At 60.8% G+C, this 16,321-nt stretch carries 14 protein-coding genes; 13 read left to right on the forward strand and 1 reads right to left on the reverse strand.

All coding sequences use genetic code 11. The features are described from left to right. The first annotated feature begins 64 nt into the window (after positions 1-64). The 9 genes from IB245_RS11460 to IB245_RS11500 all read left to right on the forward strand — a co-directional run bounded on the left by IB245_RS11460 (position 65) and on the right by IB245_RS11500 (position 10,819). Positions 65-775, forward strand: coding sequence for a TraX family protein (locus IB245_RS11460; protein ID WP_192227641.1), 711 nt, complete (start codon positions 65-67; stop codon positions 773-775). Positions 776-1,059: 284 nt separating this feature from the next. Next, on the forward strand, positions 1,060-2,313 hold the full coding sequence (gene glyA, locus IB245_RS11465; RefSeq protein WP_192227596.1) for a serine hydroxymethyltransferase: 1,254 nt from the start codon (positions 1,060-1,062) through the stop codon (positions 2,311-2,313). A 23-nt stretch (positions 2,314-2,336) separates the two neighbouring features. Further along, the gene (locus tag IB245_RS11470) at positions 2,337-3,587 is read left to right on the forward strand and encodes a sarcosine oxidase subunit beta (RefSeq protein WP_007947735.1); all 1,251 of its coding nucleotides are present in this window, start codon (positions 2,337-2,339) and stop codon (positions 3,585-3,587) included. Positions 3,588-3,601: 14 nt separating this feature from the next. Continuing rightward, positions 3,602-3,931 carry a sarcosine oxidase subunit delta gene (locus tag IB245_RS11475; protein ID WP_008035036.1) on the forward strand — a complete coding sequence of 110 codons (330 nt, stop codon included), beginning with the start codon at positions 3,602-3,604 and terminating at the stop codon, positions 3,929-3,931. Further along, on the forward strand, positions 3,928-6,945 hold the full coding sequence (locus IB245_RS11480; RefSeq protein WP_192227597.1) for a sarcosine oxidase subunit alpha: 3,018 nt from the start codon (positions 3,928-3,930) through the stop codon (positions 6,943-6,945). Before IB245_RS11475 ends, IB245_RS11480 begins: the two co-directional genes overlap by 4 nt. A 136-nt stretch (positions 6,946-7,081) precedes the next feature. Beyond that, the gene (locus IB245_RS11485) at positions 7,082-7,714 is read left to right on the forward strand and encodes a sarcosine oxidase subunit gamma (RefSeq protein ID WP_008035033.1); all 633 of its coding nucleotides are present in this window, start codon (positions 7,082-7,084) and stop codon (positions 7,712-7,714) included. 116 nt (positions 7,715-7,830) lie between these two features. After that, the gene (purU, locus tag IB245_RS11490; protein ID WP_008035031.1) at positions 7,831-8,688 is read left to right on the forward strand and encodes a formyltetrahydrofolate deformylase; all 858 of its coding nucleotides are present in this window, start codon (positions 7,831-7,833) and stop codon (positions 8,686-8,688) included. Between the two features lie 197 nt (positions 8,689-8,885). Beyond that, positions 8,886-10,085, forward strand: a complete 1,200-nt coding sequence (gene fdhA / locus IB245_RS11495; protein ID WP_192227598.1) for a formaldehyde dehydrogenase, glutathione-independent — start codon at positions 8,886-8,888, stop codon at positions 10,083-10,085. 185 nt (positions 10,086-10,270) lie between these two features. Further along, positions 10,271-10,819, forward strand: a complete 549-nt coding sequence (locus IB245_RS11500) for a DUF2780 domain-containing protein (RefSeq protein ID WP_192227599.1) — start codon at positions 10,271-10,273, stop codon at positions 10,817-10,819. A 1-nt stretch (position 10,820) separates the two neighbouring features. On the opposite strand, the gene IB245_RS11505 is transcribed toward IB245_RS11500, so the two are convergent. Then, the gene (locus tag IB245_RS11505; RefSeq protein WP_192227600.1) at positions 10,821-11,708 is read right to left on the reverse strand and encodes an acyltransferase; all 888 of its coding nucleotides are present in this window, start codon (positions 11,706-11,708) and stop codon (positions 10,821-10,823) included. Positions 11,709-11,975: 267 nt separating this feature from the next. Between IB245_RS11505 and IB245_RS11510 the strand changes: the two genes are divergently transcribed. From IB245_RS11510 to creD, 4 genes are all read left to right on the forward strand, one after another. Continuing rightward, entirely contained in the window at positions 11,976-12,479 is a 504-nt protein-coding gene (locus tag IB245_RS11510; protein WP_008045158.1) for an ATP-dependent zinc protease, read from the forward strand. Positions 12,480-12,553: 74 nt separating this feature from the next. Next, positions 12,554-13,234: a two-component system response regulator CreB gene (gene creB / locus IB245_RS11515; protein WP_192227601.1), complete on the forward strand. Its 681-nt coding sequence runs from the start codon at positions 12,554-12,556 to the stop codon at positions 13,232-13,234. Further along, positions 13,234-14,652, forward strand: coding sequence for a two-component system sensor histidine kinase CreC (gene creC, locus IB245_RS11520; RefSeq protein ID WP_192227602.1), 1,419 nt, complete (start codon positions 13,234-13,236; stop codon positions 14,650-14,652). The genes creB and creC overlap by 1 nt, the downstream gene beginning before the upstream one ends. Before the next feature lie 186 nt (positions 14,653-14,838). Then, a complete protein-coding gene (gene creD, locus IB245_RS11525) occupies positions 14,839-16,209 on the forward strand; it encodes a cell envelope integrity protein CreD (protein WP_192227603.1) in 1,371 nt (456 codons plus the stop codon). Positions 16,210-16,321: the final 112 nt, after the last annotated feature.

Here is a 16,321-nt window from a genome sequence, read left to right on the forward strand (position 1 = left end):
CGAAGATCATCCGGCGAGCACACAGGATGCGTCTGACAGAAAAATACAAAGACGACGGGCGATTATGCACATGACTCAACGGGATGGGGCACTGGATCTGCTCAAGTGGCTGGCGCTGTTGAGCATGGTGCTCGATCACCTGCGATATGTCGGTTATTCCCTCGATCTGCTGTATGTGCCCGGACGACTGGCGTTTCCGTGGTTTTGTCTGGCAATGGCGGCGAACCTGTCGCGTTCACGACAAGTCACACATCAATGGCGGTATCTGGGCTGGTTGATTCTGTTTAGTGCTATCAGCGAAATCCCTTACAGGATGTTCATCCCCGATCCCGACACCTTGAACGTGCTGCCTACGCTGACGCTTGGGCTGTTGGTCGCGCGTGGCTGGCAACAAAAGACGCTGCCATCGCGCCTGCTTGCGGTTGCTGCCTTATTGCTGGCAGCGGTGTTCACGGAATACCTGATGTTCGGCGTTTTTGGTGTGTTGTTGCCGCTGGCGATGTTGCTGGTGGTCAAGCGGCCCTGGTATTTCAGCCTGTTGCCGGGGTTGATCTGTCTGGCCGCCAATCAGTGGGAGGTGCTGTATTACTCCGCCCGGTTGGGTAACAGTGCGGCGATCCCAGGCATTGCCACTTGTCTGATCGCGCCATGGCTCGGGTTGTTCTTGTTGCGACATGCGCGACGCATCAATCCTCCACCCATGCGGCGCTGGGCGTATGCGCTCTATCCGCTGCATTTCCTGCTTCTGTTACTCGTCCGCCAGATCGCCGCATAACCCCTGTGGGAGCGGGCTTGCTCGCGAAGGCGGTGTATCAGCAGACATAGATGCTGCCTGACACACCGCCTTCGCGAGCAAGCCCGCTCCCACAGGGGATTCCCGCTGGTTCGGGGGGCGTGTTCGGCATGCCATTTCCCGCCATGTCGTAAACGCACCTTTGCGTGGCGTCCGTAGGCATTTGACCTGTCTGCGCCGGTCATACCATCGCTATCAAAGGGCACTGCCGAAACGCCGTGCCTTACCGAGACGAATGGCGCACAGATGCCGCTGGGAGAGACGCGATGTTCAGCAAGCAAGACCAGATCAAAGGTTACGACGATGCACTGCTGGCGGCGATGAATGCCGAGGAGCAACGCCAGGAAGATCACATCGAGCTGATCGCGTCCGAAAACTACACCAGCAAACGCGTCATGGAAGCGCAGGGCAGCGGCCTGACCAACAAATACGCCGAAGGCTATCCGGGCAAGCGCTACTACGGTGGCTGCGAGCACGTCGACAAGGTTGAAGCGCTGGCCATCGAACGCGCCAAGCAACTGTTCGGCGCCGATTACGCCAACGTGCAGCCGCACTCCGGTTCTTCGGCCAACAGCGCCGTTTACCTGGCCCTGCTGCAAGCCGGCGACACCATTCTGGGCATGAGCCTGGCCCACGGCGGTCACTTGACCCACGGCGCCAAGGTTTCATCCTCGGGCAAGCTGTACAACGCCGTGCAGTACGGCATCGACACCAAGACCGGTCTGATCGACTACGACGAAGTCGAGCGCCTGGCCGTCGAGAGCAAGCCGAAAATGATCGTTGCCGGTTTCTCGGCTTACTCCAAGACCCTCGACTTCCCACGCTTCCGTCAGATCGCCGACAAGGTCGGTGCGCTGCTGTTCGTCGACATGGCCCACGTTGCCGGTCTGGTCGCTGCCGGCCTGTACCCGAACCCGCTGCCGTACGCCGACGTGGTGACCACCACCACCCACAAGACCCTGCGCGGTCCGCGTGGCGGCCTGATCCTGGCCAAGGCCAACGAAGAAATCGAGAAGAAGCTCAACGCAGCCGTATTCCCGGGTGCCCAGGGCGGCCCGCTGATGCACGTCATCGCCGGTAAAGCGGTGTGCTTCAAGGAAGCGCTGGAGCCAGGTTTCAAGGCTTACCAGCAACAAGTGATCGATAACGCCCAGGCCATGGCCGGCGTATTTATCAAACGCGGCTACGATGTAGTGTCCGGCGGCACCGATAACCACCTGTTCCTGGTCAGCCTGATTCGTCAGGGCCTCACCGGCAAAGAGGCGGATGCAGCACTCGGTCGCGCCCACATCACTGTGAACAAGAACGCTGTCCCGAACGATCCACAGTCGCCGTTCGTCACTTCCGGCCTGCGCATCGGCACCCCTGCGGTGACCACACGCGGCTTCAAGGTGACCCAGTGCGTCACGCTGGCCGGCTGGATCTGCGACATCCTCGACAACCTCGGCGACGCCGATGTCGAAGCGAACGTCGCGCAGCAAGTGTCGGCCCTGTGCGCGGACTTCCCGGTTTATCGCTGAGCGCGGTTTTGGAGTAAATGACTATGCAACGCTACTCGGGCTTCGGCCTCTTCAAACACTCCCTCAGCCATCATGAAAACTGGCAGAAAATGTGGCGCACGCCGACCCCTAAAAAGGTCTACGACGTGGTCATCGTCGGCGGTGGCGGGCATGGTCTCGCCACGGCTTACTACCTGGCCAAGGAGCACGGCATCACCAACGTGGCCGTGGTCGAAAAAGGCTGGCTGGGCGGCGGTAACACCGCGCGCAACACCACCATCGTTCGCTCCAACTACCTGTGGGACGAGTCGGCGCACCTGTACGAACACGCGATGAAACTGTGGGAAGGCCTGTCCCAGGACCTGAACTACAACGTGATGTTCTCCCAGCGCGGCGTCTACAACCTGTGCCACACCCTGCAGGACATTCGTGATTCCGAGCGTCGGGTCAGCGCCAACCGCCTCAACGGCGTGGACGGCGAACTGCTCGATGCCAAGCAAGTAGCGGACGAGATTCCGTACCTCGACTGCTCCAAGAACACTCGCTACCCGGTGATGGGCGCTACCGTCCAGCGCCGCGGCGGCGTCGCCCGTCACGATGCCGTGGCATGGGGCTTTGCCCGTGCCGCTGACGCACTCGGCGTGGACCTGATCCAGCAGACCGAAGTGATCGGTTTCCGCAAGGAAAACGGCGTGTGCATCGGCGTTGAAACCAACAAGGGCTTCATCGGCGCCAAGCGCGTCGGCGTGGTCACGGCCGGTAATTCCGGGCACATGGCCAAACTGGCCGGTTTCCGTCTGCCGATCGAATCCCACCCGCTGCAAGCGTTGGTGTCGGAGCCGATCAAGCCGATTATCGACAGCGTGATCATGTCCAACGCCGTACACGGTTACATCAGTCAGTCCGACAAGGGCGACCTGGTGATCGGCGCCGGTATCGACGGCTACAACGGCTACGGCCAGCGTGGTTCGTACCCGGTGATCGAGCACACCATCCAGGCCATCGTCGAGATGTTCCCGGTGTTGTCCCGCGTACGCATGAACCGCCAGTGGGGCGGCATCGTCGACACCACGCCGGATGCCTGCCCGATCATCTCGAAAACCCCGGTACCAAACATGTTCTTCAACTGCGGTTGGGGCACCGGTGGCTTCAAGGCAACACCTGGTTCGGGCAACGTGTTTGCCGCGAGCCTGGCCAAGGGTGAAATGCACCCATTGGCCGCACCTTTCTCCATCGACCGTTTCCACAACGGTGCGTTGATCGATGAACACGGCGCTGCTGCGGTTGCCCACTAACAGGAGAAATCCCCATGTTGCATATCTTCTGTCCTCACTGCGGCGAGCTGCGCTCTGAAGAGGAATTCCACGCATCCGGCCAGGCGCACATCCCGCGTCCACTGGATCCGAACACCTGCACCGACGAGGAGTGGGGCGACTACATGTTCTTCCGCGATAACCCTCGCGGCCTGCACCACGAGCTGTGGGATCACGTTGCCGGTTGCCGTCAGTACTTCAACGTCACCCGCGACACCGTGACCTACGAGATTCTCGAGACTTACAAGATCGGCACCAAGCCACAATTCACCGACAAGACCGATAGCTCGAAAGCGGCTACGACGGCTCTGGGAGAGAAGGTATGAGCCAGATCAATCGCCTGTCCAACGGCGGACGGATCGACCGCAACAAAGTGCTGAGCTTCACCTTCAACGGCCAGACCTACAAAGGCTTTGAAGGCGATTCCCTGGCCGCTGCACTGCTGGCCAACGGCGTCGACATCATCGGTCGCAGCTTCAAGTATTCCCGTCCTCGCGGCATCTTCGCCGCCGGTGCCGAAGAGCCGAACGCCGTGCTGCAGATCGGCGCGACCGAAGCTACGCAGATCCCGAACGTACGCGCCACGCAACAAGCGCTGTACCAGGGCCTGGTCGCCACCAGCACCAACGGCTGGCCGAGCGTGAACAACGACATGATGGGGATTCTCGGCAAGGTCGGCGGCAAGCTGATGCCACCGGGCTTCTACTACAAAACCTTCATGTACCCGCAATCGTTCTGGATGACTTACGAGAAGTACATTCGTAAGGCTGCCGGTCTTGGCCGCTCGCCGACCGAGAACGATCCGGACACCTACGACTACATGAACCAGCACTGCGACGTGCTGATCGTCGGCGGTGGCCCGGCTGGCCTGGCCGCTGCTTTGGCAGCTGCTCGCAGCGGTGCTCGCGTCATTCTGGCCGATGAGCAGGAAGAGTTCGGCGGTAGCCTGCTCGACTCCCGCGAAAGCCTCGACGGCAAGCCTGCCGTGGAATGGGTCGCCAGCGTCCTCGACGAACTGAAGAACACCCCGGACGTGCTGCTGTTGCCGCGCGCCACGGTCAACGGCTACCACGACCATAACTTCCTGACCATTCACGAGCGCCTGACCGATCACCTCGGCGACCGCGCCCCGATTGGCCAGGTGCGTCAACGCATCCACCGGGTTCGCGCCAAGCGTGTGGTGCTGGCGACCGGCGCTCACGAGCGTCCATTGGTCTACGGCAACAACGACGTGCCGGGCAACATGCTCGCCGGCGCTGTGTCGACTTACGTCCGTCGCTACGGCGTGGCACCGGGTAAAAAACTGGTGCTGTCGACCAACAACGATCACGCCTACCGCGTTGCACTGGATTGGCTCGACGCCAGCCTGCAAGTGGTGGCCATCGCCGACGCCCGCAGCAATCCGCGTGGTGCACTGGTTGAAGAAGCCCGTGCCAAAGGCATTCGCATCCTGACCGGCAGCGCCGTGATCGAGGCCCGTGGCAGCAAGCACGTGACCGCCGCTCGCGTTGCAGCGATCGACGTCAAAGCCCACGCCGTGACCAGTCCTGGCGAGTGGCTCGAATGCGACCTGGTTGCCAGTTCCGGCGGTTACAGCCCGGTGGTTCACCTGGCTTCGCACTTGGGTGGCAAGCCAATCTGGCGTGAAGACATCCTCGGTTTTGTACCGGGCGAAGCACCGCAGAAACGCGTGTGCGTCGGTGGCATCAACGGCGTCTACGGCCTCGGCGATTCGCTGGCCGACGGTTTTGAAGGCGGCGCTCGCGCAGCCAGCGAAGCCGGGTTCAGCGTGGTCGAAGGCACCTTGCCGAAAGCCCTGAGCCGTCTGGAAGAGCCTACGTTGGCGCTGTTCCAGGTGCCGCATGAAAAGAACACCGCACGTGCGCCGAAGCAATTCGTCGACCTGCAAAACGACGTCACCGCCGCTGCCATCGAACTGGCGACCCGCGAAGGCTTCGAGTCGGTCGAGCACGTCAAACGCTACACCGCACTGGGCTTCGGCACTGACCAGGGCAAGCTCGGCAACGTCAACGGCCTGGCCATTGCCGCCCGTTCGCTGAACGTGACCATTCCGCAGATGGGCACCACCATGTTCCGTCCGAACTACACGCCGGTGACTTTCGGCGCCGTGGCCGGCCGTCACTGTGGGCACATCTTCGAACCTGTACGCTTCACTGCGCTGCATCACTGGCACGTGAAGAATGGCGCCGAATTCGAAGACGTCGGTCAGTGGAAACGTCCTTGGTACTTCCCGAAAAACGGTGAAGACATTCACGCCGCCGTGAAACGCGAATGCAAAGCCGTGCGCGACAGCGTCGGCCTGCTGGATGCGTCGACCCTCGGCAAGATCGACATTCAAGGCCCGGATGCGCGTGAGTTCCTCAACCGCGTCTACACCAACGCGTGGACCAAGCTCGACGTGGGCAAGGCGCGTTATGGCCTGATGTGCAAAGAAGACGGCATGGTCTTCGACGACGGCGTCACCGCTTGCCTCGCCGACAACCATTTCGTGATGACCACCACCACCGGCGGCGCTGCGCGCGTGCTGCAATGGCTGGAAATCTACTCACAGACCGAATGGCCAGAGTTGAAGGTGTACTTCACTTCCGTGACGGATCACTGGGCAACCATGACCTTGTCCGGGCCGAACAGCCGCAAGCTGCTCAGCGAAGTCACCGACATCGACCTGAGCAACGAAGCCTTCCCGTTCATGACCTGGAAAGAAGGTCTGGTCGGCGGTGTACCGGCGCGGGTGTTCCGGATCTCGTTTACCGGTGAGCTGTCGTACGAAGTCAACGTGCAAGCCGACTACGCCATGGGCGTGCTCGAAAAAATCGCCGAGGCCGGCAAGCAGTACAACCTGACGCCGTACGGCACCGAAACCATGCACATCCTGCGTGCGGAGAAGGGCTTCATCATCGTCGGTCAGGACACTGACAGCTCGATGACCCCGGACGACCTGAACATGGGCTGGTGTGTCGGTCGCACCAAACCGTTCTCGTGGATCGGCTGGCGTGGCATGAATCGCGAAGACTGCGTGCGTGATCAACGTAAACAACTGGTGGGCCTGAAGCCGATCGATCCGACCAAATGGCTGCCGGAAGGTGCGCAACTGGTGTTCAACACCAAGCAGACGATCCCGATGACGATGGTCGGTCACGTCACCTCCAGCTACCTGCACAACTCCCTCGGCTATTCGTTTGCCATGGGCGTGGTCAAGGGCGGCTTGAAGCGAATCGGCGAGCGCGTATTCGCACCGCTGGCCGACGGCAGCGTGATCGAGGCGGAAATCGTTTCTTCGGTGTTCTTCGATCCGAAAGGCGATCGCCAGAACATCTGACACCACAGCCCCTGTAGGAGCGAGGCTTGCCCGCGAAGAACGATGACGCGGTGCCTCAGTAAAACCGAGTCGATGCCTTCGCGGGCAAGCCTCGCTCCCACAGGTGAGATGCAAGAACTTCAGGAACAGGTGCTTTATGACCGCAGCCAATGTTTACCAACAACGCCCAACCACCGGGGCCAAGGCCGAGTCGTCGCTGCATCATGCCGACCTCGCCAGCCTGGTCGGCAAGGGCCGCAAAAACGCCGGCGTGATCGTGCGTGAGAAAAAACTCCTCGGCCACCTGACCATCCGTGGCGATGGCCACGATGCCGCGTTTGCCGCTGGCGTGCACAAGGCCCTGGGCATCGAATTGCCGAGCGCGCTGACTGTGATCGTCAAGGGCGAAACCAGCCTGCAATGGATGGGGCCGGATGAGTATTTGCTGATCGTGCCGACCGGTGAAGAATTCGCCGCCGAGAAAAAGCTCCGTGAAGCGCTGGGCGACCTGCACATCCAGATCGTCAACGTCAGCGGTGGCCAGCAGATCCTCGAACTGAGCGGTCCGAACGTGCGCCAAGTGCTGATGAAGTCCACCAGCTACGACGTACACCCCAACAGCTTCCCGGTCGGCAAGGCTGTCGGCACCGTGTTTGCCAAGTCGCAACTGGTGATCCGCCACACCGCCGAAGACACCTGGGAACTGCTGATCCGTCGCAGCTTCTCGGATTACTGGTGGTTGTGGTTGCAGGATGCGGCGGCCGAGTACGGGCTTAGCGTTCAGGCCTGAGATTGCCTTCGCGGGCAAGCCTCGCTCCTACAGGGAGATGCATTCCAAATGTAGGAGCCGGCTTGCTGGCGATCAACCGCGCAGCGGTTGCCCATAACAACAGGAGTCACCGCACTATGAGCCGCGCCCCAGACACATGGATTCTGACCGCCGACTGCCCAAGCGTCCTCGGCACCGTGGACGCGGTGACCCGCTTTCTGTTCGAGCAGGGCTGCTACGTCACCGAGCACCATTCGTTCGATGACCGGCTCTCGGGTCGTTTCTTCATTCGCGTGGAATTCCGTCAGCCTGACGGCTTCGACGAACAAGCCTTCCGCGCCGGGCTGGAAGAGCGTGGCCAGGCGTTCGGCATGATCTTCGAGCTGACCCCGCCGCATCACCGTCCGAAAGTGGTGATCATGGTCTCCAAGGCCGATCACTGCCTCAACGATTTGCTCTACCGCCAACGCATCGGCCAGTTGTCGATGGACGTCGCCGCCGTGGTTTCCAACCACCCGGACCTCAAGCCGTTGGCCGACTGGCACCAGATTCCGTACTACCACTTCCCGCTCGACCCGAACGACAAACCGTCGCAAGAGCGCCAGGTGTTGCAGGTGATCGAAGAATCCGGTGCCGAGCTGGTGATTCTTGCGCGCTACATGCAGGTGTTGTCGCCGGAGCTGTGCCGCAAACTCGATGGCAAGGCGATCAATATCCACCACTCCCTGCTGCCCGGTTTCAAAGGCGCCAAGCCGTATCACCAGGCCTATAACAAGGGCGTGAAACTGGTCGGCGCCACGGCGCATTACATCAACAACGACCTGGACGAAGGCCCGATCATCGCCCAGGGCGTGGAGGTGGTGGACCACAGTCATTACCCGGAAGATTTGATCGCCAAAGGGCGGGATATCGAGGGGCTGACGTTGGCCAGAGCGGTTGGGTATCACATCGAAAGAAGGGTGTTTTTGAACGCCAATCGCACCGTCGTTCTTTAGATCGCCTTCGCGGGCAAGCCTCGCTCCTACAGGTGAGCGAGTTGCCCTTGTAGGAGCGAGTGGTGCGGCATCCCGACTTGCCCGCGAAGGGGCCATAACAAACAACACAAGACACACAGGCAATAACCCGAGCAATCAACGCGCCGCCGATCCTGGGCGACGCGGCTATTACATAAAAACAACAGCGAGGTGAAAGCATGTCTGGCAATCGTGGTGTGGTGTATCTCGGCGCTGGCAAGGTCGAAGTACAGAAAATCGACTATCCGAAAATGCAGGACCCGCGTGGCAGGAAGATCAACCACGCCGTGATCCTGCGCGTGGTTTCCACCAACATCTGTGGTTCCGACCAGCACATGGTGCGCGGTCGTACCACTGCTCAAACCGGTCTGGTACTGGGTCACGAAATCACCGGTGAAGTGATCGAGAAGGGCAGCGACGTCGAGAACCTGCAAATCGGCGACCTGGTGTCCGTTCCGTTCAACGTGGCTTGCGGGCGCTGCCGTTCCTGCAAGGAAATGCACACCGGCGTCTGCCTCAGCGTTAACCCGGCACGTCCGGGCGGTGCTTACGGTTACGTCGACATGGGCGACTGGACCGGCGGCCAGGCTGAGTACGCGATGGTGCCGTACGCTGACTTCAACCTGCTGAAACTGCCTGACCGCGATCGCGCGATGGAAAAAATCCGCGACCTGACCTGCCTCTCCGACATCCTGCCGACCGGCTACCACGGCGCAGTGACTGCTGGCGTTGGCCCGGGCAGCACGGTGTACATCGCCGGTGCCGGTCCGGTTGGTCTGGCGGCTGCCGCTTCCGCTCGCCTGCTGGGTGCGGCAGTGGTCATCGTCGGTGACGTCAACACCGTTCGCCTGGCGCACGCCAAGGCGCAGGGCTTTGAAATTGCCGACCTGTCCCTGGACACCCCACTGCACGAACAAATCGCCGCATTGCTGGGCGAGCCAGAAGTGGATTGCGCCATCGACGCCGTGGGCTTCGAAGCGCGCGGTCATGGCCATGACGGCGTGAAGCACGAGGCTCCGGCCACTGTGCTCAACTCGTTGATGGGCGTGGTTCGGGTTGCCGGCAAAATCGGTATCCCAGGCCTGTACGTCACCGAAGATCCGGGTGCCGTGGACGCGGCCGCGAAAATGGGCAGCCTGAGCATTCGCTTCGGTCTGGGCTGGGCCAAATCCCACAGCTTCCACACCGGCCAGACCCCGGTGATGAAGTACAACCGCGCGCTCATGCAGGCGATCATGTGGGACCGCATCAACATCGCCGAAGTGGTGGGCGTTCAGGTGATCAGCCTGGATCAAGCACCTCAGGGCTACGGTGAGTTCGATGCAGGCGTGCCGAAGAAGTTTGTGATCGATCCACACAAACTGTTCAGCGCGGCATAAGGCTTCACGCAATGCAAAACGGCGACCCTCGGGTCGCCGTTTTTGTTTGAGTCATCCATCTGTCCAGTGACGAACGGGCTCAAAATGGGCGTAGCGCTGAGGAACATGCCGGCAGAAGCCGAGTCAAACCGGCAGGTTTTTCCGCCCATTGCCGGGCGGTTTTCATGGCGCAAGAGGATGTCTGGATGAAGTTTTCACGTGGTTTTGTACTGGCATCGCTCATGACTCTGGCGGCCAGTCCGGTCTTCGCGCAGTTCAGCTTGAGCGATGCAGCCAGTGCCATTTCCGGCATGAAGGACGATAACGCCACCACAGCGGCAGCGCCGACTGCTGAAACAGCCGATCTGCTGGGTGCGCTCAGCGAGTTGAACCTGACGCCACAACAATTGCTTGGCGGCACCGGAGCGATGCTCGGCCTGGCGAAGAATCAATTGAGTTCAACCGACTATTCGGAACTGGCCCAAAGCGTACCGGGCATCGACATGCTGTCCGGCGGCGGTGAACTGGGGGCCATCGCCGGTTTGCTCGGTTCGTCCGGCAAGGTGGCCGGGCTGGACAATGTCTTGGGCAACGTCAAGGACACCAATGACCTGAACAATGCGTTCAGCGCATTGGGCATGGAAAGCGGCATGATCGGTCAGTTTGCCCCGCTGATTCTGCAATACCTCGGTCAGCAGGGCGTCGCCGGCTCGCTGCTGCAGAACCTGGGCGGGATCTGGGGCGCCGGCACCTGATTCAGCGGCGCTCGGCGCGCAAGGCGTCGATGCGCCGGTCCTTCTCGATCCAGAGTTGGTTGACCCAGTTCTGGACCGCTTCGCGAAACACCGGATCGTTCTCGTAATCGCCCTGCCACAGCGCGGGGTCGAGTTCGCGGGTCTTGATGTCAATGATGACCCTCGGCACGTTGCCGCTGATCAAATCCCAAAACCCCGGAATCGTCTGCTGCGGATACACCACCGTCACATCGAGAATGGCGTCCAGCTGTTCACCCATTGCCGCCAGCACAAACGCCACGCCGCCAGCCTTGGGCTTGAGCAAATGGGTGAACGGTGACTGCTGCTGAGTGCTTTTCGCCGCCGTGAACCGGGTGCCTTCCAGGTAATTGACCACCGTTACGGGCTGGCGCTTGTACAGTTCGCACGCCGCTTTGGTGATCTCCAGGTCCTTGCCGGCAAGCGTCGGGTTCTTCGCCAGAAATGCCTTGGTGTAACGCTTCATGAACGGGTAATCCAGCGCCCACCACGCCAGGCCCAGGAATGGCACCCAGATCAGTTCTTTCTTGAGGAAGAACTTGAAGAACGGCGTGCGCCGGTTGAGCGTCTGGATCAGTGCCGGAATGTCCACCCAGGATTGGTGGTTGCTGATCACCAGGTACGACGTGTCGACCCGCAGGTCATCGCCGCCTCGCACGTCCCATTGCGTGGGGATGCACAGACGGAAGATCAGCTTGTCGATCTCGGCCCAGGTCTCGGCGATCCACATCACTGCAGCTGATGCGTAATCACGCAAGCGGCCGGGCAGGACCAGTTTGAGCAGGGCAAACACCATCAGCGGCCCGAACAGGACCAGGGTGTTGAGCAACAGCAGCAGGGTAACGAAACAGCCGGTGAGCAGGCGGCGCATAAGTAACTCTTGAAAGCGTTTGGGCGCGCCATGATAAGCAGCTTCGGGCGACAGGCCAAATCGGAGGGGAACGAATGTTTCACGGTTGCTTGAGTATGCTGGGGCTGTGGTGATCATTCCGGCCTCTTCGCGGGCAAGCCTCGCTCCTACAGGTTTCCCGCTATCCCTGTAGGAGCGAGGCTTGCCCGCGAAGCGATCCCAAGAACGAACGAATTGCTCACCGACGGTCTAAAATTCCGCTGCCCACTTTCCCAGGATGCCTCTTACGTGAAATCCCTCCTCGCATTGCTTTCCCTCGTGGCCCTGCCGGTCCTGGCCGCCGAGCCGACCCTGTACGGGCGCTACGAATACATTGCGCTGCCGGAAATCGGCGGTGAAGTGCTCAAGGCCAAAATGGACACTGGCGCCCTGACCGCCTCGCTGTCGGCCAAGGACATCGAAACCTTCACCCGCGACGGCGAAGAATGGGTGCGCTTCCGTCTCGCCACCAAGGACGCGAGCAACAAGGTCTACGAACACAAGGTCGCGCGGATCAGCAAGATCAAGACCCGCTCCGAAGAGGACGAGGATGAAGATGTCGCGGCGCCCACCAAGCGCCCGGTGGTCGATCTGGAACTGTGCCTGGGCAACGTCAAGCGCACGGTCGAGGTCAACCTCACCGACCGCAGCAGCTTCAACTATCCGCTGCTGATCGGCGCCAAAGCCCTGCGTGAATTCGGCGCGGCCGTGAACCCGGCGCGACGTTTTACGGCGGACAAGCCCGACTGCTGATTTCGAGTGGTCTCATTGACGTGACGTGAGGCATGGGGCACCGTTCGCCCACTCAACTGCCGGGCTCGGACGCCATGCCTCATATCCTGATTGTCGAAGACGAAGCGGCGATTGCCGACACCCTGATTTTCGCCCTGCAGGGCGAAGGGTTCACCACGACGTGGCTGAGCCTTGGCGCCGCCGCGCTGGAGCATCAGCGGCAGACGCCGGCCGATCTGATCATTCTCGACATCGGCCTGCCGGATATCAGCGGCTTCGAAACCTGCAAGCAACTACGTCGTTTCAGTGAAGTGCCAGTGATTTTCCTCAGCGCGCGTGATGCGGAAATCGACCGTGTCGTGGGCCTGGAAATCGGTGCCGACGACTATGTGGTCAAGCCGTTCAGCCCACGGGAAGTGGCCGCGCGCGTGCGAGCCATCCTCAAGCGCATGGCGCCGCGTGCAGTGGCCGACCCAGTATCTGCGCTGTTTCGCATCGACAACGAGCGGGTTCAGATCTGCTATCGCGGCCAGTTGCTGAGCCTCACCCGCCACGAATTCCGTCTGCTGCAATGCCTGTTGGAACAACCCGAACGCGTGTTCAGCCGCGAGCAGTTGCTCGATGCGCTGGGCGTCGCCGCCGACGCCGGGTATGAGCGCAGCATCGACAGCCACATCAAGAGCGTGCGCGCCAAATTGCGTCTGGTGAAGGCTGATGCCGAACCGATCCAGACCCATCGCGGCCTCGGTTACAGCTACAGTCCGGGGCACAGCTGATGCCCTTGGGGATCCGGATATTCCTGGTCTATGTGCTGTTCATCGGCCTGACCGGTTACTTCGTGCTCAGCACCGTGATGGAGGAAATCCGCCCCGGTGTGCGTCAGTCCACCGAAGAAACCCTGGTCGATACCGCCAACCTGATGGCCGAAATCCTGCGCGATGATTTCAAGGCCGGCACGCTCAATCAGAACCGCTGGCCCGAATTGCTCAAGGCCTATGGCGAGCGGCAACCGAAGGCGAGCATCTGGGGGTTGCCGAAAAATCAGGTCAACCACCGCATCTACGTCACTGACGCCAAGGGCATCGTGGTGCTGGATTCCAGCGGTGTGGCGGTGGGTCAGGATTACTCGCGCTGGAACGATGTTCTGCTGACTTTGCGTGGTGAATATGGTGCCCGCTCCAGTCGCAGCGATCCGAATGATGCCAGCTCTTCGGTGATGCACGTTGGCGCGCCGATCCGCGACAACGGCCGGATCATCGGCGTGGTCACCGTGGCCAAACCCAATAGTTCGTTGCAGCCTTACGTCGATCGCACCGAGCGCCGATTGCTCGCGTATGGCGCCGGGCTGATCGGCCTCGGCTTGCTGTTTGGCGCGTTGCTGTCGTGGTGGCTGAGCGCGGCATTGCGGCGCTTGACCGCTTATGCGAAAGCCGTGAGTGAAGGCCGGCGAGTCGAGGTTCCACACTATCGCGGCGGCGAGCTGGAGCAACTGGCGACTGCTGTGGAACAGATGCGCACGCAGCTCGAAGGCAAGGCCTACGTCGAGCGTTACGTGCACACGTTGACCCATGAATTGAAAAGCCCGCTGGCGGCGATTCGTGGTGCGGCGGAGTTGCTGCAAGGGGAGATGCCGTTGGCGCAACGGCAGCGTTTTGTCAGCAACATCGACAGCGAAAGCGTGCGGATGCAGCAGTTGATCGAACGGTTGCTGAACCTGGCGCAGGTTGAGCAGCGCCAAGGCTTGGAAGAGCGGGTGGTCGTGCCGTTGGCGGGTTTGGTCGATGAGCTGCTGAGTGCTCAGGCCGGGCGCATCGAAGGCAAGCGGTTACGCGTGGAGCAGGCGATTCCAGGGGATCTGGCGCTGACCGGTGAACCGTTTTTGTTGTGTCAGGCGCTGGGTAATCTGCTGGAAAATGCGCTGGATTTCACGCCGGTGAATGGCGTGCTGCGATTCAGCGCGGAGCGGATTGGCGAACAGATTGAGTTCAAACTGTTCAATCAGGCCGAAGCGATTCCCGAATACGCGTTGCCGCGATTGAGTGAGCGCTTTTATTCGTTGCCGCGTCCGGACAGTGGGCGCAAGAGCACAGGGTTGGGGCTCAATTTTGTAGAGGAAGTGGTGAAGCTGCATGGCGGGACATTGAGCATTGGCAATGTCGAGGGCGGGGTTGAAGTGACTTTGCGCCTGGCTTAGAACCGAGTCGCGGCCAATCGCCGGCAAGCCGGTCTCGCTCCCACATGGACTTGCGTTGAACCTGTGGGAACGAGACCGGCTTGCCGGCGATGGGGCCGGCCCAGTCTCCACATAATCTCCATACTTCCCCCACAAAACCCCCACACACCCATCCCAGACTCTCCCCATCCAAACAGGGAGAGTCCCATGAACCGAAATCTGACCATAAAACTCGGGGCCATTGCCCTGCTGATTCTGTTGTTGCTGATCCCGTTGCTGATGATCAACGGCGTGATCCAGGAGCGCCAGGAACTGCGCGACGGTGTGCTCGAAGACATTGCGCGCAGTTCCAGCTACAGCCAGCGCCTGAGCGGGCCGTTGATGGTGGTGCCTTATCGCAAAGTGGTGCGCACCTGGAAGCTCAACGAAAAAACCAACGAACGTTACCAGGACATTGGCGAAGAGCGCGGCCGTTTGTACTTCCTGCCGGAGCGTTTCGAACTCGACGGGCAGGTTCAGACCGAGCTGCGTTCCCGGGGCATCTACGAGGCACGGCTGTTCCACGCCGACAACCGCATCAGCGGACACTTCTCGGTGCCGGCGCAACTGGGCATCAAGGAAGATTTCGCCGACTACCAGTTCGATCAGCCATTTCTCGCTGTCGGGATCAGCGACATTCGCGGCATCGAGAATGCATTGAAACTGGAACTCAATGACCAGCGCCTGGACTTCATCCCCGGCAGTCAGGTGGGCTGGTTGGGCGAAGGTGTGCACGTGACGCTGCCAGCGCTTGACCCACGTCAGGCCACGGAGCTGGTCTTCGGTTTTGACCTGCGTTTGCAAGGCACCGGCCAGTTGCAGGTTCTCCCGGTGGGCAAGACCAGCAAAGTCTCGCTGGCCGCCAACTGGCCGCATCCGAGCTTCATCGGCAACTACCTGCCGACCCAGCGCGAAGTCTCCGACCAGGGTTTTACCGCGAATTGGCAGACCTCGTTTTTCTCCACCAACCTGCAAGAAGCGCTGAGCAGTTGCGTGTCCGGCGGCGACTGTGACGCGTTCAGCGGCCGCAGCTTCGGCGTGAGCTTCATCGACCCGGTGGACCAGTACCTGAAAAGCGACCGGGCGATCAAATACGCACTGCTGTTCATCGTCCTGACCTTCGCCGGTTTCTTCCTCTTCGAAGTATTGAAGAGCCTGGCGGTGCACCCGGTGCAATACGCGTTGGTGGGCGTGGCGCTGGCGTTCTTTTATCTGCTGTTGCTGTCGTTGTCCGAGCACATCGGTTTTGCCCTGGCGTATCTGTTGTCGGCCAGCGGCTGCGTGTTGTTGATCGGTTTCTATGTCTGCCACGTGCTGCGCAGCGTGCACCACGGCTTGAGTTTTTCGGCAGGATTGGCGGCGTTGTATGGCCTGCTCTATGGCTTGTTGAGCGCCGAGGATTACGCGCTGTTGATGGGGTCGTTGCTGCTGTTCGGGTTGCTGGGTGTGTTCATGGTGCTGACCCGCAAACTGGACTGGTACGGGATCGGACAGAAGGCGGCCAAGCCGCTGGAGTTCGATATCGGGGTGGTGGAATGAGCCGGTCGTTGGGGTTGCGTGAGGATCAGCGGGAAGGGGAAGTTTTGGCGACGCTGATTTTTGGGTTGTTTCCGGTAGATCCGGTGTGGTGCATTCGCGAGCAAGCCCGCTC

Origin of the sequence: Pseudomonas sp. PDM02 (genome assembly GCF_014852285.1) — a bacterium.
GTDB lineage: Bacteria > Pseudomonadota > Gammaproteobacteria > Pseudomonadales > Pseudomonadaceae > Aquipseudomonas > Aquipseudomonas migulae.